Annotated in this window: 21 protein-coding genes; 15 read left to right on the forward strand and 6 right to left on the reverse strand. The window is 37.7% G+C overall.

Annotated features, from left to right (window positions below; genetic code table 11):
* Position 1: 1 nt before the first annotated feature.
* The 4 genes from ABES02_RS04780 to ABES02_RS04795 all read left to right on the forward strand — a co-directional run bounded on the left by ABES02_RS04780 (position 2) and on the right by ABES02_RS04795 (position 4,397).
* Positions 2-982 carry an aldo/keto reductase gene (locus ABES02_RS04780; protein ID WP_430131465.1) on the forward strand — a complete coding sequence of 327 codons (981 nt, stop codon included), beginning with the start codon at positions 2-4 and terminating at the stop codon, positions 980-982.
* 138 nt (positions 983-1,120) lie between these two features.
* The gene (locus ABES02_RS04785) at positions 1,121-2,224 is read left to right on the forward strand and encodes a threonine aldolase family protein (RefSeq protein WP_430131468.1); all 1,104 of its coding nucleotides are present in this window, start codon (positions 1,121-1,123) and stop codon (positions 2,222-2,224) included.
* A 194-nt stretch (positions 2,225-2,418) separates the two neighbouring features.
* Positions 2,419-4,011 (forward strand): long-chain-fatty-acid--CoA ligase, encoded by a 1,593-nt coding sequence (locus ABES02_RS04790; protein ID WP_430131471.1) that lies wholly within the window; start codon positions 2,419-2,421, stop codon positions 4,009-4,011.
* A gap of 116 nt (positions 4,012-4,127) precedes the next feature.
* Positions 4,128-4,397 (forward strand): CGCGG family rSAM-modified RiPP protein, encoded by a 270-nt coding sequence (locus ABES02_RS04795; RefSeq protein ID WP_430131474.1) that lies wholly within the window; start codon positions 4,128-4,130, stop codon positions 4,395-4,397.
* A gap of 137 nt (positions 4,398-4,534) precedes the next feature.
* On the opposite strand, the gene ABES02_RS04800 is transcribed toward ABES02_RS04795, so the two are convergent.
* On the reverse strand, positions 4,535-4,927 hold the full coding sequence (locus tag ABES02_RS04800; RefSeq protein WP_430131477.1) for a hypothetical protein: 393 nt from the start codon (positions 4,925-4,927) through the stop codon (positions 4,535-4,537).
* Between the two features lie 202 nt (positions 4,928-5,129).
* Here ABES02_RS04800 and ABES02_RS04805 point away from each other — a divergent pair, with 202 nt between their 5' ends.
* The 4 genes from ABES02_RS04805 (at position 5,130) to ABES02_RS04820 (ending at position 8,381) form a co-directional block, all read left to right on the forward strand.
* Complete coding sequence (locus tag ABES02_RS04805) at positions 5,130-5,471, forward strand: flagellar basal body rod protein (RefSeq protein WP_430131479.1); 342 nt, start codon at positions 5,130-5,132, stop codon at positions 5,469-5,471.
* A gap of 23 nt (positions 5,472-5,494) precedes the next feature.
* Positions 5,495-6,142: a PspA/IM30 family protein gene (locus tag ABES02_RS04810; protein ID WP_430131481.1), complete on the forward strand. Its 648-nt coding sequence runs from the start codon at positions 5,495-5,497 to the stop codon at positions 6,140-6,142.
* A 469-nt stretch (positions 6,143-6,611) separates the two neighbouring features.
* A complete protein-coding gene (locus ABES02_RS04815) occupies positions 6,612-6,806 on the forward strand; it encodes a hypothetical protein (protein WP_430131484.1) in 195 nt (64 codons plus the stop codon).
* Between the two features lie 138 nt (positions 6,807-6,944).
* A complete protein-coding gene (locus tag ABES02_RS04820) occupies positions 6,945-8,381 on the forward strand; it encodes a PLP-dependent aminotransferase family protein (RefSeq protein ID WP_430131487.1) in 1,437 nt (478 codons plus the stop codon).
* A 40-nt stretch (positions 8,382-8,421) separates the two neighbouring features.
* On the opposite strand, the gene ABES02_RS04825 is transcribed toward ABES02_RS04820, so the two are convergent.
* Both ABES02_RS04825 and ABES02_RS04830 read right to left on the reverse strand, forming a co-directional pair.
* Positions 8,422-8,955: a GNAT family N-acetyltransferase gene (locus tag ABES02_RS04825; RefSeq protein ID WP_430131490.1), complete on the reverse strand. Its 534-nt coding sequence runs from the start codon at positions 8,953-8,955 to the stop codon at positions 8,422-8,424.
* An 18-nt stretch (positions 8,956-8,973) separates the two neighbouring features.
* The gene (locus ABES02_RS04830) at positions 8,974-9,753 is read right to left on the reverse strand and encodes a Cof-type HAD-IIB family hydrolase (RefSeq protein WP_430131493.1); all 780 of its coding nucleotides are present in this window, start codon (positions 9,751-9,753) and stop codon (positions 8,974-8,976) included.
* 284 nt (positions 9,754-10,037) lie between these two features.
* On the opposite strand from ABES02_RS04830, the gene ABES02_RS04835 reads away from it, so the two are divergent.
* On the forward strand, positions 10,038-11,774 hold the full coding sequence (locus tag ABES02_RS04835; protein ID WP_430131496.1) for a putative bifunctional diguanylate cyclase/phosphodiesterase: 1,737 nt from the start codon (positions 10,038-10,040) through the stop codon (positions 11,772-11,774).
* 52 nt (positions 11,775-11,826) lie between these two features.
* Here the strand turns inward: ABES02_RS04835 and ABES02_RS04840 are convergent, their stop codons facing one another.
* Positions 11,827-12,147, reverse strand: coding sequence for a hypothetical protein (locus tag ABES02_RS04840; RefSeq protein ID WP_430131499.1), 321 nt, complete (start codon positions 12,145-12,147; stop codon positions 11,827-11,829).
* 278 nt (positions 12,148-12,425) lie between these two features.
* Here ABES02_RS04840 and ABES02_RS04845 point away from each other — a divergent pair, with 278 nt between their 5' ends.
* Positions 12,426-12,731 (forward strand): BC1872 family protein, encoded by a 306-nt coding sequence (locus tag ABES02_RS04845; RefSeq protein WP_430131502.1) that lies wholly within the window; start codon positions 12,426-12,428, stop codon positions 12,729-12,731.
* Positions 12,732-12,756: 25 nt separating this feature from the next.
* Positions 12,757-13,488: a gamma-glutamyl-gamma-aminobutyrate hydrolase family protein gene (locus tag ABES02_RS04850; RefSeq protein ID WP_430131504.1), complete on the forward strand. Its 732-nt coding sequence runs from the start codon at positions 12,757-12,759 to the stop codon at positions 13,486-13,488.
* Positions 13,489-13,532: 44 nt separating this feature from the next.
* Here the strand turns inward: ABES02_RS04850 and ABES02_RS04855 are convergent, their stop codons facing one another.
* The gene (locus ABES02_RS04855) at positions 13,533-14,333 is read right to left on the reverse strand and encodes a S1C family serine protease (RefSeq protein WP_430131507.1); all 801 of its coding nucleotides are present in this window, start codon (positions 14,331-14,333) and stop codon (positions 13,533-13,535) included.
* A 136-nt stretch (positions 14,334-14,469) separates the two neighbouring features.
* On the opposite strand from ABES02_RS04855, the gene ABES02_RS04860 reads away from it, so the two are divergent.
* The 4 genes from ABES02_RS04860 to ABES02_RS04875 all read left to right on the forward strand — a co-directional run bounded on the left by ABES02_RS04860 (position 14,470) and on the right by ABES02_RS04875 (position 18,054).
* Complete coding sequence (locus tag ABES02_RS04860) at positions 14,470-16,263, forward strand: S9 family peptidase (protein WP_430131510.1); 1,794 nt, start codon at positions 14,470-14,472, stop codon at positions 16,261-16,263.
* Positions 16,264-16,339: 76 nt separating this feature from the next.
* The gene (locus ABES02_RS04865; protein ID WP_430131513.1) at positions 16,340-16,519 is read left to right on the forward strand and encodes a DUF2187 family protein; all 180 of its coding nucleotides are present in this window, start codon (positions 16,340-16,342) and stop codon (positions 16,517-16,519) included.
* A gap of 134 nt (positions 16,520-16,653) precedes the next feature.
* Complete coding sequence (locus ABES02_RS04870) at positions 16,654-17,769, forward strand: cysteine desulfurase family protein (RefSeq protein WP_430131516.1); 1,116 nt, start codon at positions 16,654-16,656, stop codon at positions 17,767-17,769.
* Positions 17,770-17,784: 15 nt separating this feature from the next.
* Positions 17,785-18,054 carry a hypothetical protein gene (locus tag ABES02_RS04875; protein ID WP_430131518.1) on the forward strand — a complete coding sequence of 90 codons (270 nt, stop codon included), beginning with the start codon at positions 17,785-17,787 and terminating at the stop codon, positions 18,052-18,054.
* A gap of 59 nt (positions 18,055-18,113) precedes the next feature.
* Here the strand turns inward: ABES02_RS04875 and ABES02_RS04880 are convergent, their stop codons facing one another.
* Entirely contained in the window at positions 18,114-18,875 is a 762-nt protein-coding gene (locus ABES02_RS04880) for a YoaK family protein (protein WP_430131520.1), read from the reverse strand.
* Between the last annotated feature and the right edge of the window lie 87 nt (positions 18,876-18,962).

Genomic DNA, 18,962 nt, shown 5'->3' on the forward strand with positions numbered 1-18,962 from the left:
AATGGATTATGTGAAGCTTGGCAATACTGGAATGGATGTATCACGACTTTGCTTAGGCTGCATGAGTTTTGGCGTTCCTGAACGCGGAGCTCATTCATGGGTTTTAAACGAGAATGAAAGCATTCCGCTGATAAAAAAAGCTCTTGAATCTGGCATTAATTTCTTTGATACGGCCAATGTTTATTCAGATGGTACGAGTGAGGAAATTGTTGGTCGAATTTTGAAAGAGCATGCAATACGAGATGAGATTGTGATTGCGACGAAGGTCCACGGCCGCATGCATGAAGGTCCGAATGGAGCAGGTCTTTCTCGTAAAGCCATTATGGCAGAAATGGATAATAGTCTGAAAAGGCTTGGAACTGATTATGTAGACCTTTATCAAATCCATCGATGGGACTATCAAACTCCGATCGAAGAAACGATGGAAGCCTTACATGATGTCGTGAAGTCTGGAAAGGCAAGATACATTGGCGCATCCTCCATGTTCGCATGGCAGTTCCTTAAGGCCTTACATATTGCTGAGCGAAATGGATGGACCCGGTTTATATCCATGCAAAACCACTTGAACCTCCTCTACAGGGAAGAGGAACGAGAGATGCTTCCACTATGCAAAGAGGAAAAGATAGGAGTTATTCCGTGGAGTCCACTTGCAAGAGGAAAGCTAACTCGAGATTGGGCGGAAGAAACGGCGCGATCGGAAACAGATGAATTCGGCAAAAAGCTCTATGCTGCAACAGACGAGGCAGACCGAAAAGTCGTTGAACGTGTAGCGGAAGTAGCCGAGAAACGAGGAGTGCCGCGAGCTCAAATAGCTCTTGCTTGGGTACTGCAGAAAGAACCTGTATCCGCACCTATTATCGGAGCAACGAAAATGCATCATCTGGAGGATGCGGTGGCCGCACTTTCGATAAAATTAACTCCTGAAGAAATATCCTACATGGAAGCACCGTATGTGCCTCATCCGGTTTTGGGATTCAATTAATATTTTTTCAAGCCATCCATTGTCAGGATGGCTTGAATTTTGCTCATCTACCTATATAATTGCCGATTTAAAAGATTTAAGATAATAATGGTATAGTAGTTACATAATCCATCAGTCATAATGGAGGGAGTCGGAAAAATGAATGAATTACTTGTGGCGTTTAAGCAAACAAAATATAAAGTACCTGGTCACGGTCCAAGAAACCTTCATGTTCTGAAAAAAGCATTAATGGATCTGGAAGATCAAATGGAAAGTGAAATGTATGGCAAGGGAAAGATAATTGTAGAATTCCATGAGAAAATGGCCAATTTTTTAGGGAAGGAAGCAGCGGTTTTTTTTCCGAGCGGTACCATGGCCCAGCAAATTGCCCTACGTATTTGGTGTGATCAAAAAGGCATCAAAAGGGCAGCCTATCATCCTTTAAGTCATTTAGAGATTCATGAGGAAAATGGACTAAAAGAACTTCATCAGATTGAAACAGTATTACTGGCGGATAAAAACAGAGTGATAGAATTCGAAGATGTTGTGGGTATGGAGGAGGAAGTTGCCTGTTTGCTGCTTGAATTACCGCAGCGAGAGATAGGCGGACAGCTCCCAGACTATTCAACACTGGAAGCCATTTCCGCTTATTGTAAGGAAAAAGGCATTAAATTACATTTAGACGGGGCAAGACTTTTGGAAATTCTGCCTTATTATGAAAAGACAGCTTCAGAGGTTTGCAGTCTATTTGATAGTGTTTATATTTCTTTTTACAAAGGAATTGGCGGGATTGCCGGAGCAATTCTTGCAGGAGATACATCCTTTATCGAGGAATCAAAAGTATGGAAAAGGCGCCATGGTGGGGATTTAATTAGCCTTTATCCGTATTTCCTTAGCGCAGATTATTATTTCGATAAACGGGTTGGCAAAATGGAACAGTATTATGCTGAGGCAAAGGAACTCGCGCATTTCTATAATCAATGTGATGGTGTTTCAACCATTCCTCAAGTGCCGGTTTCTAATATGTTTCATGTTCATTTTGATGCGCCCGCTAAAGTAATGGAGATTATTTTAGCAGATATCTATAAGGAATCCGGCATTGGTCTTTCTGCTTATGTTAGGGAAGTGAGCAAAACAGCTAGTTATTTTGAGATTGGTATTGGAGATTTATATGCCGAAGTTCCGGATGATGAATTAATAGAAGCTTTTAAACTCCTGGATAAAAAGATGAAAAGTAGAAATGAACTACATAAAAGAGATTAAGGACACTTTTGAAAGAAAGCCAATGTAAAGTGTCCTTTAGAAAAAGAAACTTGGATTAAAATTCTGAAAATTCAAATTAACAATTGACAATTTCCTATTTTTTGGACTAGATTTAAATTGTGATGTAAACATCAGAGGAAACAATTTGCGAATCATATCCATTCACTCTCAAATAAAGAAGAGGAGTTGGTTTTATGTTTGCCCCATTAACACCGTTAGACTGGAAACGGCGGGCGGTGAAATATTATCCGAATAAAATAGCCGTTATCGATGGAGACAAGGAATTTACATACCAAGAATTTAGCAGACGTGTAGATCGTTTATCTGCTGCCTTAGAGAAAGTGGGAATTGGAAAAGGCGACCATGTTGCGGTAATGCTGCCGAATACCCATTACATGTTAGAGTGCTTTTACGGCATCTGTCAGCTTGGCGCTGTAATGGTGCCTCTAAACTATCGGCTTTCAGACAGCGACTTGGAATACATCATCCTTCATAGTGATTCAAGAATGCTAATCGTTGATGAAGAATTTTGTGGACCAATAGAAAAAATTATCGATAATCTTTCTTTAGAACAAATTGTAATTGTACCCGTTCCGGGTCAGAAAACCTCATTAAATGGACTTGATTATGAGGCTTTTCTTGATCATGCACCCGAAGAAGTTGAAACTCCAGCGGTTGAGATTGATGAAAATCAGCTTCTTACACTAAATTATACCAGTGGTACCACTTCCAAACCTAAAGGGGTCATGCTAACCCATCGTGGTAATTATCTGAATGCTGCCAATTTCATGTACCATTTGAGAGTAAATCACGATGATGTATATCTTCACACCTTGCCGATGTTCCATGCGAATGGCTGGGGCGGCGTCTGGGCAATTACTGGTGCCGGGGCTACCCATGTGTGCTTACGAAAAGTTGATCCCCCTCTTATTCTCGAATTATTTGAGTCTAAAAAAATCTCACTATTATGCGGAGCACCAACAGTTGTCAATATGCTGGTGAATGAGCCAAAAGCAAAGGAAATTCAATTTAATACGAACCCACGGATGGCAACGGCAGGTGCACCACCAGCCGCAGCTTTGATTAACAAAGCCCAGGAGATTCTTGGCTTAAATATGATTCATGTGTATGGTTTGACGGAAACTTCGCCATTCATTTTGTATTGTGAGTGGAAAAAAGAATTTGATTTAAGGTCCGCCGATGAGCAAGCAGCGATAAAGGCAAGACAAGGAATTGAACTTGCTTTTAATGGAGAAACAAAGGTTGTTCATCAAGACGGGGAAGAAGTAGCTTGGAATGGAGAAGAATTGGGCGAAATCATTACCCGTGGAAACGTCGTCATGGCAGGCTATTACAAGGATCCTGTTACGACCGCGGCAGCCATTAAGGATGGTTGGTTCCATACGGGTGATTTGGCAGTGACACATCCAGATGGATTCATTGAGATTCGTGATCGAGCAAAAGATTTGATTATCTCCGGTGGTGAAAATATTTCTTCTACAGAGGTTGAGGGTGTTTTATATCGACATCCCGATGTATTAGAGTGTGCCGTAATTGCCATTCCTGATGAAAAATGGGGCGAAGTACCAAAGGCCATTATTGTTCTTCAGCCAGGGGCCAACGTGTCAGAAGAGGAAATCATTCAATTTTGCCGCTCGAATATGGCACACTTTAAAGCGCCAAAAGCAGTTGAATTTGTGAAAGCACTGCCAAAAACAGCTACCGGTAAACTTCAAAAATATCGTTTGCGGGAAATGTACTGGACTGGGCCAAAGCGAGTGAATTAATAGTTAGTGTTATAGCCTCGCTATTAAAAATAGCGGGGCGATTATTTTTTGAGGACAATGAGTGATGAATATCACCTCTAAATGGTTTTGGTCATTTTAAAATAAATTAAGAAGAGGTGATTGCTTTGGGGAAAAATTGGTCGATAGCATTTGAACATGATGAGTATGAAAATAATCTGGAATTAGTCATTAAGGATGCCATTGAAGCAGTTAAAAAAACAACAATAGGATTTTATGTCAACGTAGTCACGCCTGCCAACTTTGGAAATCCTGATGATTACTTAACTAAAGAATTGATATCCATCTTCGGGGATGAAATTAAGTTAAAATTTATTGATCAATGCGGCTGCGGAGGATATGTGCTAAGAGTATGGAAAAACAATTAGAGGATCTAACTTTTTTACAAAATTCCAATATTACGTTCTGCGGAACATCACGATCCATTTAGAAATTTATTTTCCTTAATTTAAAGGTCATTCCTAACTTATTTAAAAAGAGGAATGACCTTTTTGTATGACTTCCATTACTCCTCAACTGACAAATGTTTTATGTCCTCAATACTGTATACCGCCTGTTTAAACCATTCTAGGTTTCCAGCGAACCTTGCGGTACATGGAAATTGAAGGTTTTTTGCCCACTTGCCCTGGATGCATTTAATGGAACCCATATATACAGGCTGATTGTTTTCTAATTCCTGGTATGTTGCATAATTGGGAAGTAATTCGAAACGGTAGCCTTTTGCTAGGGAATCAAAATAATTTTTTGAAACGATTTCTTTCATATTCTCATAGGTATCTTCATCTAAACCGAATCGAATGACTGCCGAACCATCCGAGAGTGTAACTTTCATTTTGACAAAAGGATTATGGATGCCTTTAGAAACGGACAATATCTCATAATTTCTCTTTACATTCATCAAACATCCCCCCTAATAACATGTATATTACCAGCTTTGAGATCAATCACTATGTATTTTTTTGCAATGTCTTTATCTCTCTAAGTCTTAAGACTGATAGGAAAATCAAGCTCTAGCGCAATTATGAAACACATTGAAAAAAGGTAAGATGAAATCAAGAAAAGGAAAACTTACCAAAAAGCGCAATAAAGGAGGAAATAAAATGAAAAAGGTTGGATTATTTTTAGCAGGAGGTCTTGCAGCCATCATCTTACTCAATACCATTGCTCCAATGGTCGCATTACTCATTAGTCTTGTGATTCTATATTTCATCTATAAACAGTTTTTGAAGGTGGAATCACTAGGTTGGAAGATTGCATTAGTCGTTTTGGGCTTAGTGGTTCTTGGCTCAACAATCCATAACATCCCAGCTTTAATTGGAGTAGCGGCAGCATATGTTTTGTATCTTGTTTATAGAAACTGGAATGAGAACAAAAAGGCTGCTTTTAAGAATGAAGATCCATTCGCAAATTTCGATAAGCAATGGAATGAATTAAAAAAATAATAATTTCAAAGGAGATTATGAACATGTCAAACTTATTAACAAAAATAAAAGATATTATCGTCGCTGATTTGAATGAAACTCGTAATCAAAAAGGCAGCCAAAATCCGATAGCGAAGCTTAATCAATATCTACGCCAATGCGAACAAGAAACGGAAAAGGTTGGCAGGCTTGTGGAACGCCAAACTCGGTTGAAGGATGAATTTTTAAAAGAATTTAATGAGGCTGCTGAGTTAGCCGAAAAAAGAAAGCATCAGGCGGAAATTGCGTCAAATGCAGGGGAAATAGAGCTTTATCAATTTGCTATAACTGAGCAGCAGCAATATTCAGAACGTGCCGAGCGGCTAAGTGCTTCACTTGTTCAAGTAGCGGACCAACTCAACGAATTGGAAAGAAAATTTGATGAGATGAAACGAAAATTGAAGGATATGCATCTTCGTCGGATGGAATTGATGGGCAGGGAAAACGTAACACGTGCCAATCTAGGTATGAATCAGGTATTAGAATCTAGCTCTTACACAGACAAATCATATTCAAAGTTCAAGGACATTGAAAATTATCTTGATCGATTAGAACAAAAGGTGAAAAGTTCCTTAAATCGCAGCACCATTGATGATCAGATAGCAAAATTAGAAAAAGAAGTAGCTGAGAAATTGAATCTAAAAAAAGAATAAAAGTAATTGTTAAGAAAGGCCATATAAGCTATTAATGGTCTTTCTTTTATTTTAGAAAAGTTGATTAATTTTAGAATTATTCAAGTTGTGGGCAGCATAATGTTTGAATAGGAAGATCTAAAAAAGGGGCTGGTTGCTATGAATAGGAATAAAAATATGCCTCTAATCATTTTTTTGTGTAGTCTTTCATTGATCTATCTTGTTATCAATGCAATCCGCCATATTACCATTTACGTAGTGTATAGTTCAGGAGTAGGTCCAATTTTTATTTTAGGGATCATAATATTTATTGTTATTTTTCTTTATATTAAAGGAAAGGCTTGAGATTTGTAGAATTAAAAGTGGATGGTAAAATTCATTGAAAATTGGATGGTAAATAATTGGTTCATTTATTTTATACTATAATTAGAATCTATCATTAACACTCGTCCAATATAGGATAAATATAGAATGTCTTAAGAGGTGCACCATGAATGTAATGTATGCTTTGGTCATTTTGATTGTTGTTATTGCTGTTGTTTCAACACTTCTTACAACTGGAAAAGGTGATGAAAACTATAGGAGTTCTACAAGAAGAAACACTACTAATCTAACATTAATTTATGTGGTTATTATTCTCGTAGCACTTTTTGCTCTTGCCATATATATTAGGTTCTTTGCTTAATTCTATGAATTTTTACCTATTGTCACTTTATGGCGATAGGTTTTTCTTATTGAATGCTTACTTGTTTGACATAATGGATTAATAAGTAATAATAAGAAACAATAATGAGTATGAACTATCTAAGAAGGAATGTAAGATATGGATTGGAAACCAGATCGAAAAGCGAAAAAAGCAATCTATAAACAGCTTGCTGAATTTATTGAAAATGGAATTGCAGATGGTACATTTCCGCCAGATAAGCCATTGCCTTCTGAAAGGTTTTTGGCTAAAGAACTTTATATAAATAGAAGTACAGTCGTTGCTGCCTATGACGAGTTGGAATCAAACGGGCTTATTCAAAGAAATAGAGGAAGCGGGACGACCATTAGTAAGGATATTTGGGGGATTACCAAAAAACGAATTCCAAGCTGGAACAGGTATATTGAGGCTGGTTCTTTTTTACCTAATCTACCAGTTACCCAGAGGATTCGAAGAGAAGCAGCTTCACATAAACTGATTAATTTAGCTAGCGGAGAATTGTCAGAAGATCTTTTCCCACTTAAATCGTTAAGAGAGATAACTTCTACAAGGGCTTTTATCGGAAGCTTAGGATATGATCATCCACTGGGCAATGCGATTTTAAGAAAAACGATTTCACAGCATGTAAAGCAGTTTCGGAGAATTGATACTAATCCCTCATCAATCCTAATCACGTCCGGAGCACAGCAAGCTTTACATCTTGTTGTCCAATGTTTGTTAAAACCAGGAGATGCTGTTGCTCTAGAAGATCCTTCCTATCATTATAACCTGCCGATATTTAAATCTGCAGGACTTAAAACATACTTTTTACCAATGGATAAAGATGGAATGAATCCGGATGCTTTATTGACATTACATAAAAAACATCGAATCCGAATGATTTTTTTAAATCCAGCTTTTCAAAATCCGACTGGGGCATTACTTTCCAAGGATCGGCGAAAAACAATATTGGAACTATCATCTGAACATGGGATTCCCGTTGTGGAAGATGATCCATACAGTTTAATGTCTTTTACTGGAGAAGAAGTCTCCACTCTTAAATCCATAGACGTTCACGGGAATGTTTTATATATTAGTTCATTATCGAAAATCGTTGCATCAGGGCTGCGAATTGGCTGGATAATTGGTCCAAAAGCTGTTATCGAAAGATTATCTGATGCTAAACAACAAATCGATTTTGGCCATTCCAGCTTTACCCAATGGATTGCGAATGATTTTTTAGAATCAGCGGATTTTCAATCTCATATGAAAAATTTAATAAGACAATTAGAAAAGAGAAGGGATCAAATTGTCGCCAGTCTCCGATTTTATTTAAAGGACCAAGTAGATTTTTTCATTCCTCAAGGCGGAATTCACTTATGGTGCAAGATTAATAAAGATTTCAATGAAGTGGTATTGTTGGAAGAATCCATCAAAAGAGGAGTTATATATGCCCCAGGTTCAACACTAGGTTCTAAAAAGGAATTTGTCCGTTTTACTTTTTCCAGAGAGAAGGAAGAATTTATAGACGAAGGAATAAAAAGGTTTGCTGAGGCGCTTAATGCTGTAGAAAAATAAAGTTAGGCATGGACCACGTCCATGCCTATTATTTAATTTGCTATCCCTTCGTTTTTCGTAAAACAGTAATAAATCCATCTAATATCTCATGGCTAACATAGAAACCTTTGCGCTTATAAAACTCCAAGGCATCATCATTGCCATTGGAGACAAAAATGAAATAATCCTCGACACCCTCAAATTGCTGCAGCCACTTCATAGACATATTAAATAGTTTAGAACCAACCCCATATTGTCGGTACTCTTCTTTAATATAAAATTGAGATAAACAGCCTACATTTTCTTTCCTAACAGAAGATAAGTCAAAAAAAGTGGCAAAATCATTGGAATAGGTTTTTTTGGGAGAGACATTTGAATACACATAACCTGCAATTTTATCTTCATCTTTCACAATTACAGTATAATTGTGAAGCGCGCTTTTTATCGAAGGCACCATCCTTGTATCAAAATTCATAGTATCAAATAATTCCGGTGTTATGTTGGCCTTCGACTTTTGGAATGCCATAAGTTCATTACATAAATCGCGACAGTATTCTATATCGTCATCCGAAATGACTTCATAGGTTAAGTTCATTTTTTCACTCCTCTATGGCTAGATCAAACCAAGCCGCTCCAAACCGTGGCGGACTCCATCTTCCTCGGCGGCGAGCGTTACCATGTTAGCGGCACTTTTCACTTCATCCCGTGCAGCCCCCATCGCCACACCCATTCCAACCAAAGAAAGCATTTCAATATCATTCAATCCATCCCCAAAGGCAACGGCTTCATCAGGGGCGATTCCAAGCTTTTCAAATAGTTTCGTTATACCCACTGCTTTGTTTGACTGTGACAAATTCACATCACAAGTTTTGGCTCCAGAACTCCATCTTCTGAAATCTAATTCTGGTATCTTGGTTTGATATGATAACTCCTCCTCCATATCACAATGAAGGAACAATTGATAAATATCCTGGTCCATCCAATATTGAGGCGGGGCAAGTTCAGGCTTCCATGGTTCGTGGGAGTAGGCCTCCATTACGAAGGGATGGCTAAGGTCGGTAGCTTTAAAACTCGTTCCTCCTAAAAAGGTGAGCGGATGCTGATAATCATTTGACATAAGATGAACCTTTTTTAGCACATCTTTCTCAATGGCATTCTTGTATATTTCTTTTCCTTCATGAAATACATACGAACCATTAAAAAAGACCATTGAGTCGACCCCGATTTCCTTAAGGATGGATTCTGAAAAATAAGGGGCTCTTCCAGTAGCAATGACCACTTTCATGTTTTTTTCTCTTAACTGCTTGATTGCATCCCTTGTTGCAGGGCTAAGTGTTTTTCCATGCGGAAGTATGGTTCCGTCAATATCGAAGATGACAACTTTAAAATTCATTTTACACACTCCTAAGATGTAGATCTTTCTTTGTGAGCAAAAATATATAGCACATTATAACATGATTAATTAAAAAGGTTGTAATAATAGAGGTTTTGAAGTGTACGGCACTGTAAATGAATAGTCATTAAAGGTTCATAATTCATTTAAAAATATTTATTCAAACAATTGTATAATTTATAAAAGTTACACACATATATTTTTTTCTTATTTTTTGATTGTTAACAATTTGAATATTATCAAAGAGAATATAAGTGTATTTACGTAGGGAGGAGGGTGGCTGCATGAGTGGGAGCTTACAGCAAAAGCCTTATGAGGAAGACTTAACAACTTTACCTTTAATTACGAAAGAGTTAGCGGACCTCAAATTCGCGTTGGACCAATCCAGTATTGTGGCCGTCACAGATGCAGCAGGAAAGATCATTTACGTAAACGACCAATTTATTAAGGTTTCAAAGTATAGTGAAAAAGAATTAATAGGTCAAGATCATAGAATGATTAATTCAGGATATCACTCCAAACAATTTTTCCAGCAGATGTGGAAAACAATTCGTTCAGGGAAAGTTTGGAAGGGTGAAATTCGAAATAAGGCAAAAGACGGTAGTTTATATTGGGTACATGCTACAATTATTCCAATTATGAATTCAGAAGGTGTACCCGAAAGATATATTGCCATAAGAACAGAAATAACTGAACGTAAAGTTTTTGAAGAACAAGCATTATATCTCGCATATAATGACGAATTAACGAACTTGCCTAATCGGAGGAAATTCAAGAAAGATTTAAAAGAAAAAATGGAAACGTTAACAGATGATGACAATGGTTTATCTGTTATCTTTTTAGATTTGGACCGCTTTAAGTATATCAATGATACAAAAGGGCATGCGTTTGGAGATTATGTATTAAAATCAGTTGTGAGCAAAATGATGACACAATTAGATACCCAAGCAAGAATGTACCGCTTAGGTGGTGATGAATTTACGATTATTTTTGAAAGTTCCCATTATCAAGAAGTAGAGGAGCAAGCTAATCGACTTCTCCATTTATTCAATTCTCCATTCAGATTCGGTGATGATGATTACTTTTTATCCCTAAGTATCGGAATAAGTGTCTATCCCTTCCACGGAGAGAATTTCGATTCACTTGTGAAAAGTGCAGACATTGCCATGTATCGTGCAAAAGAATTAGGCGGAAATCGAGTGGAGTATTATACATGTGATTTAATAAAAGATATCGAACAAGAAATGATGTTAGAGAATGAGTTAAGGAAAGCAATCGATCGGAATGAATTTACTGTTGTGTACCAGCCGAAGGTCAATCTAGCCAATCAATTGATTGTTGGTGTAGAGGCTTTAATTCGTTGGAATCATTTGGAGCTGGGAATCATCCCGCCGATCCAATTTATTCCATTGGCAGAGAAAACAGGTCTAATTATCCCCATCAGTCAATTTATTCTGCAAAAAGTTTGTCAGGATATGATGAAATGGAAGAATGAAGGCCACGTGCCAATTAGGGTTGCCATTAATTTTTCTCCTACCTTGTTTGCGGAAAACAATTTAATAAATTTCGTTAAACAAGTTCTACAAGAAAGTAATATAAATCCTTGTGATTTAGAGCTAGAAATGACAGAAATTGTCATGATAAATCATGAGTCCGCACTTATAAAAATAAACGAGCTAAAATCGTTGGGAATTCACATTTCTATTGATGATTTCGGAACAGGATTTTCATCATTAAGTCACTTAAAACGGTTTCCAATCGATACATTAAAAATTGATATTTCGTTTATTAGAGAAATCGGAAACAGCCCGGAAGATAATGCGATGGTCAAAACCATTATCGACATCGCCAATAATTTAGGGCTTAATGTTGTGGCAGAAGGAATTGAGACAAAAGAACAATTTGAATTTCTTGCAAATAACAAATGCACGGAAGGACAGGGATATTTTTTCAGTTACCCTGTAACAAGCGAAGAAATAGAAGAAATAATTTTATTTCCTGAAAAAGTTCGAATGATATAACAAAAAGGTTGTTAGAATGAGATGAATTTATTCTAATAACCTTTTTATGTTCTTATAGAAACATCGTTCCCGCAACCATAAAGCTTACCAGCGAACCAAAAATTAAACCCACGGCAGCAAAGAACATTAAAATGGAGCCATGAAATTTACTTCTTTCAAAATAAGTTAATAATCCTATACAGAATGCAATGGCCCCGAACAGTAGAGGAATAAAAACGAGGGAAATCAGGAAGAAGGCCCACCCAACGATTGGATAGACAATTCCCAGTTTTTTGAGTGAACCATGTCCTTCATGTTGAATGGTTAAACTCCCACAATTTTGACAAACGTTGCTAGCAGCCATTTCGAAAGGTCCACCTTGCGAATGATTCATTTGTTCCACTCCATTTCATCATTTTTTAATTTCCGTAATGTGAAAGTCAAATAAGAATATTTTCTGGGGGTAGTTAACTGGCTAGGTGTGAAGACATTGGAGGATGTGTTCGTTGACTATTCTAAATATACTGAAAATTTACTCTTAGATTACCATAATTTTAAAAAATTTCAAGTAATGTGCAATAAAAAATAATTTTTCGAAAAATTATTTAGAAATAAAATGGTGATGCGGAAAATGGTAAAATAAAAAGACGTGGAGAAAAGGAGATAAGCGAAATGAACAATATTGAAATAATAGCTCGCAGAATACTAGGCTGGAAGTTAAATAGATGGGACAGATGGTATGATTTTGAAAAGGATCTTTTCATTTCTGTTTCTGACTTTCAACCTGAGCAAAACATTGACCATGCGATGCTAATCGTTGAAAGATTAAAAGAACTTGGGTTTACATACACGACAAATGGTGTTTCCGAAGTCCGTTTTAATAATGTCTGCGAAACCGGTGAGACACTGGCACAAGCAATTACTAATGCCGCCTTCTCCATCGCTGATAACAGTTCAATAGATGAAGGCTGGCTGTAAAAAGAGTCACAGGAGGAGAATTTTTTTGAAAAGGAAACCAATTATTGGCATCACAGGTGCCTATGTAAAACATAACGATTATATGGAAGGTGTCTATGTGCACCATGATTATCATAAAAGTGTGGCAGCCAATGGAGGAATTCCCATCATCCTTCCTTATATAAATCAAGAAATAGCAATAGAAATGCTGTCATTATGTGATGGAATTATCTTAAGTGGGGGAGAGGACGTTGATCCACAATTTTATGGGCAGGATCCACAGCTCCATCTAGGGCCAACTATACCTGAGAGGGATTTGGTAGAGATTGCCATTGTTAAGTATGCAATTCAAAATAATATCCCACTACTTGCGATTTGCAGGGGTGTGCAAATTTTAAATGTTGCTTTCGGCGGAACATTAATCCAGGATATCCCGAGTCTGTTGGAAGACCCAATCCAGCACTCTCAGAAAATCGATCGAAGTCGAGATACCCATTGGGTGACAATCTCTAAAGATAGTAAGTTATTTCAGGTAATTGGTTCTGAGCGAGTTCGGGTCAATAGTCTTCATCATCAGGCAATTGATAATGTAGCAAGCAATTTACGTATTGTCGCTCAGGCAGCAGACGGGGTCATTGAAGCAGTCGAGTCGATTCATCCTACTACTTTTATGGTAGGGGTTCAGTGGCATCCAGAATCGATGGCAAGCACAAATGAGCCGATGAATAATTTGTTCGTAGAATTTATAAAAAACTGCACGAAGGTTCCTGCACTTTAAGGATTAAAAAATGGACATTAACCCAATTGGTTGATGTCCATTTTTTAATCCTTTAATTTATCGAGAATTTCTTTTATATAATAGGCAGGAACAGCGGCTCCGATTATTTCCTTTGTTTTGATGGCAGGATTCTGCAGTGTGGCAAAGACTACTCCAACCACTTCTCCATTATGGTTAATAACTGGACTTCCGCTATTTCCTTTATAAATGGGAGCCTGGATCATCATAACTGGAACATTCCAGTCTTGTAAGATTACTTTTCCCATAATTGTCCCTTTTTTCGCGATTTGGTAATAGGCTAACGGGTTTCCGATAAAGGTAATTTTCTCGCCTTCCCATTTATCCCAATCTTCATCAACAGCAAGCGGCAAATAGGGGAGATTATTCTCCTTAATATCAATGATGGCAAGATCGAGGTCTGGATCACTTGCAATGACAGTCCCAATATAGGACTCTCCTGTTTTAAAATAAACATTTGCTTTTTGGGTATTGGCAACAACGTGTGCATTAGTCACAATGTATCCATCAGGCGTAATCGTGAAACCAGTTCCTTTTACTCCGTCCCATTTAATGGTTACGACTGATTTCTTGTATTCTATCACTTTTGGATTTTTCGATAACTCATTAGATACCTCGATAAATCGGATCGCGGGGATATTAAATACGTCAAACCACATGCCTAAGGTGCTTATTAGCATGGTAAAAACCATCAAAGAACTAATTATTTTAATGATAAATCGTTTATGCTTGCTTCTTTTGGCTTTTTCTATTTCCCATTCTCGGGCCTCTTCTTCACTAGGGAAAGCTGTCAAATCCATTTCTTCTTCGTTAAATTCTTTCTCCATTTGGAACCCCTCATAATAGGTTGTTTATCTCAATTATATCAAATTCCCTCAAAATTATTTCCACATTCAAACACTTCAAATGTGACCTTTACATAACTTACAGAAGAATATAAAAGCCATAAATAGGGGGAGGATTATGTCCGCTATTGGTTTAGATCCTTACATGCATGTTCGCTTTGCCAAAAATCCTGAGTACGATCCCATAGGCCATAAGCTAAGTTTTATTGCCGATTACACTGGTTTACCTCAGGTGTGGGAAATCAATCTAGGGGAAGAGTGGCCCGTTCAAACTTCCTTTACAAATGAAAGAATCACATTTATTAGTTACGTTACCGGGACTTCACATAAAATTATTGGCATGGATACAGGGGGAAATGAAAAGCAGCAATTGTATTTACTTAAAGATGACGGAACTTTGAAGGACCTGACTAATTCACCAGATCATATTCACCGTTATGGTGGAAACTCTCCGGATGGGAAATGGATTGCATGGTCGAGTAATCGCAGGAATCCCGCACATTTTGATGTCTACCAACAAAATCTGGAGACATTGGAAATTCGTCTTTTATATTCGGGTGATGGGATATTTTCGGCTGTTAAATGGTCACCAGATGGTAAATCGATTTTAATACAGAAAATAAATTCCCCACTTGATAATGATTTGGGGTTGCTTAATCTCTCAACAAGGTCAATGAACTGGTTAACTGAACATACAGGAGAAGCAAGTTTTAAAGATGTGCACTTTAATAAAGATGGAGACCATCTTTATTTATTAACAAATAAAGACAGAGAATTCTATGGGCTTGCTCTCCTAAACATCAAAACCAAACATTTCGTGTGGCTGGAGCAGGGACAATGGGATTTTGAGGATTTGGCGATGAATAAGGAAAAAAGTATGTTGGCGTACTCGATCAATGAGGGAGGAATATCCAAGGGGGTATTAGTAGATATAAATCGAAGTAATCTATATACATGGAAAACGCCAATGGGTGTTATCTCAAATTTGAAATTTTCCCCGGACAGTCAAAAACTTGCATACGTGTTTAAGGGACCTGCCCATCCATCAGATATTTGGGAACTTGACCTAAAAACGATTCAGGCAGAGCGGCTTACCTATGTTTCCCGTTCACCAGTGTTAGAGAAAAAATTGGTAGAGCCGGAGCTTATCTCCTTTCGTTCCTTTGATAACCTTGAAATTCCTGCTTTTTATTTCAAGCCGAAAGAAAAGCCAGGGAAATTTCCCGTGGTTATTTATCTCCATGGCGGACCTGAGAGTCAAGCCCGCGCGATATATAATCCTGTGCTGCAATATTTTTTGAACCAGGGTTATGCGGTTTGTACACCAAATGTTCGAGGAAGCACTGGTTATGGAAAAACGTTCACCCATTTAGATGATGTTCGAAAAAGAATGGACGCTGTAAAGGATCTTATTTTCTTAGTGGAATGGCTAAAGGAAAATGGGAACATTGATGCTAAAAAGATTGGAATCATGGGAGGAAGCTATGGAGGGTTTATGGTTCTAGCTGCCATCAGCCACTACCCTGAGCGATGGGCTGCTGCCATTGATATTGTAGGAATGTCCAGCCTTAGAACTTTCCTGCAAACCACAAGCCCTTGGCGTAAGAAAACACGAGAGATAGAATATGGAACCATCGAACAAGATGGACAGTTCTTTGACAGCATTGATCCATTGAATTATTCCTCTCAAATTTCCGCACCGTTGTTAGTCATTCACGGAGAAAGGGATCCACGAGTACACATTAAAGAATCTGAGCAGATCGTCAGCAAACTAAAAGAAAGGCAGCATACGGTTGATTTTATTCGTCTTGAAGATGAAGGCCATTCCATCGAAAAACAAAAAAATAAAACGACTGCTTATAAGGCCATGGTGGCGTTCATGGATCGATACCTAGGAGATGGATCCAATTAGTCTTTTCAAATACGCAAAACAAGTGAAAAGTATTTCATCACCATTTTTTGCACATTATAAAGGTGAGGTGATAGAAATGGCCAGTGCAAAAATTGGTGATGTTATTGTATTTAAACGAGAAGGAAAAAATCTAGAAGGAGAGGTTTCTGCCATAAGGGAAAATTCAGTTTTGGTCCAATATGGTTATTCAAAGGATAAAGGTGAACCACTTATCACCGTTGTGAATCATAAAAACTACAAAATAAAAAGTAAATAGGATGATAAGAAGTTCAAGGCATTATCCATAAAATTGGATGGTGCTTTTCTTCTATGGTGCTTGAAACGATTGAATTGTCATACTTTAATAGTAGAATAAGAGATAGTATATATAGGGAAAGGAAAAAAAGTATTATGCAAAAAATATATCTTGATTATAATGCAAGCACACCATTGGCTCCAGAAGTGGTTCAGACCATGACCCCATTGCTGCATGAAATGTTTGGAAATCCATCAGCCTTACATTGGGCAGGAGAACCTGTTAAAGAAGTATTACATAAGGCGAGAGAACAAGTTGCTAATTTAATTGGCAGTTCTTCAAGAGAAGTTGTTTTTACAAGCGGCGGCAGTGAAGCCAATAACCTGGCATTAAAAGGTTTTTATTTTAAAAATCGCAATAGAGGTAACCATATTATTACGTCAAAAATTGAACATCCTGCTATCGTTAATCCTTGTAAGTTCCTTGAAAAAATAGGGGCAAGGGTCACCTATGTGGGCGTTGATCAGTTTGGGAGAGTATCGCCAGAAGATATCGAAAAGGCGATTACAAAAGAAACCATTTTAATTACCATTATGCACTCCAATAATGAAACAGGTACGCTGCAACCGATCGAAGAGATTGGGAAGATTGCTGAAAGGTATGAAATTGCCTTTCATACAGATGCCTCTCAATCCGTTGGAAAGGTTCCTGTTAATGTGAATGAATTAAAAGTAGACATGCTCACGATAGCAGGTCATAAACTATATGCACCTAAAGGAATTGGAGCACTGTATATTCGAGAAGGAATTCAACTTGAACCGCTTATTCATGGTGCCGGTCATGAGTTTGGAGTTCGAGCAGGGACTGAAAATACGTTATTGGCGGCAGGATTAGGTAAAGCTTGTGAAATCGCCAATCAACTATCGGAAAATAGTGCTATGAAGGACTTGACTATCTATTTTTGGAGACAATTAAAGGAAGAATTCGGTGAGCAGGTTGTATTGAATGGACATTCTAAGGAACGGCTTCCGAATACACTGAATGTTAATTTTGTAGGAAAAATTGGCCAAGAATTATTATCTGCCATGCCTCTTTTGGCTGCCTCTACCGGGTCTGCCTGTCATGCTGGAAATGTCGAATTATCTCCCGTGTTAAAAGAAATGGGAGTTTCTGAAGAAGTTGGAATGGGGGCCATTCGTTTTAGTTTAGGAAGAAATACGACAAAGGAAGAAATCGATCAAGTGATGACATGGTTAAAAGAGATCATCTAGGACGGAGTTTTAACAATGCTGTATTTTTTGTTAGACTTATTAGGAGCATTGCTCGATGGAAGCAGCACGGGTTTAAATACAAGGAAAATTGACAATAACATTGAGCTATTAAAACAAGAAGGTTGGTTTAAAAAGATTTATGAGGATGAGAAATATCATAGATTGTTTTTCACCAATAGACACATTAGAGCATATTTACAAAGCACTTTTCGTGTTAAAAAAATAATCAGAAATAACAGCTCACAAAAAAAGTTATTGCGCTTGCTTGATAAACAATTACACTAGGGACTTTTCGTTCTCAAAAAACAACAATGCTCAGAGTGGAAATACTCTGAGCATTGTTGTTATGAGCAACTTTTCGTTAATAATGTTTTAGGATTGGCATTCAAAACAAGCATGGCACAAAGGAGAATGGCAGAAGAAATCCAAATTGCCTTTATTCCAAAATGTAAAGTGGACAAGGTGCCTATGAACGCCCCACAGAGAAATGAAACAATGATAATGGTGAAATCAAAAAATTGAAGGACACTCTGACGGTCATGTAGAACGAGGGCAGTGTAGGCTGCTTCTGCAGCTGTCCGCAAATTTCCAGTCACCATCGCTGAATTAAATTGCCATCTAACTAACGTCCGAAACGAAGAAATCTGCACTGATGAAGCAAACGCAATCGTGACTGTAACAATCATATCAGGAACATCTAGGGGCAGGGTTCCAACGAACATGAGAACAAGGCTCTCTAGAAAAAGAACACTGCGGGCTGGAAAGGGAAATGTCCTTGTAATATGTGGATGTTTCAAGCCTTCAGCTACGACAACCCCTATTACAAAAGCCACAATAGGGGGAATATGCTTTAACCCCTGTTGCCACTGTCCTTGTGCTGTTTCCACTCCTAATAGAACAAGGTTCCCTGTCTGGGATGTGGCGAAAACACCATCCCTGCTGACATAGGTATAAGCATCTAAAAATCCGCCAACTAAGGCTAGTAATACCCCTAATCCAATAGATTCAGGGGTAATTCGTGGAATTTTTGACATGCTTAGATTTATATACCTTCTTAAATAGGATAGAGCGATATTCTGTTGAATTTGCTCTTGTGTTTTTTCCATTGAATCTCTCCAAAATATCCATTTCTTTATTTAACAAGTATCCATACTTTAATCTACCCCTTTAATCCTATAACTAATGACTTCTCT

It is taken from the genome of Neobacillus pocheonensis (genome assembly GCF_050477905.1).
Taxonomy (GTDB): Bacteria; Bacillota; Bacilli; order Bacillales; family Cytobacillaceae; genus Neobacillus; species Neobacillus pocheonensis_A.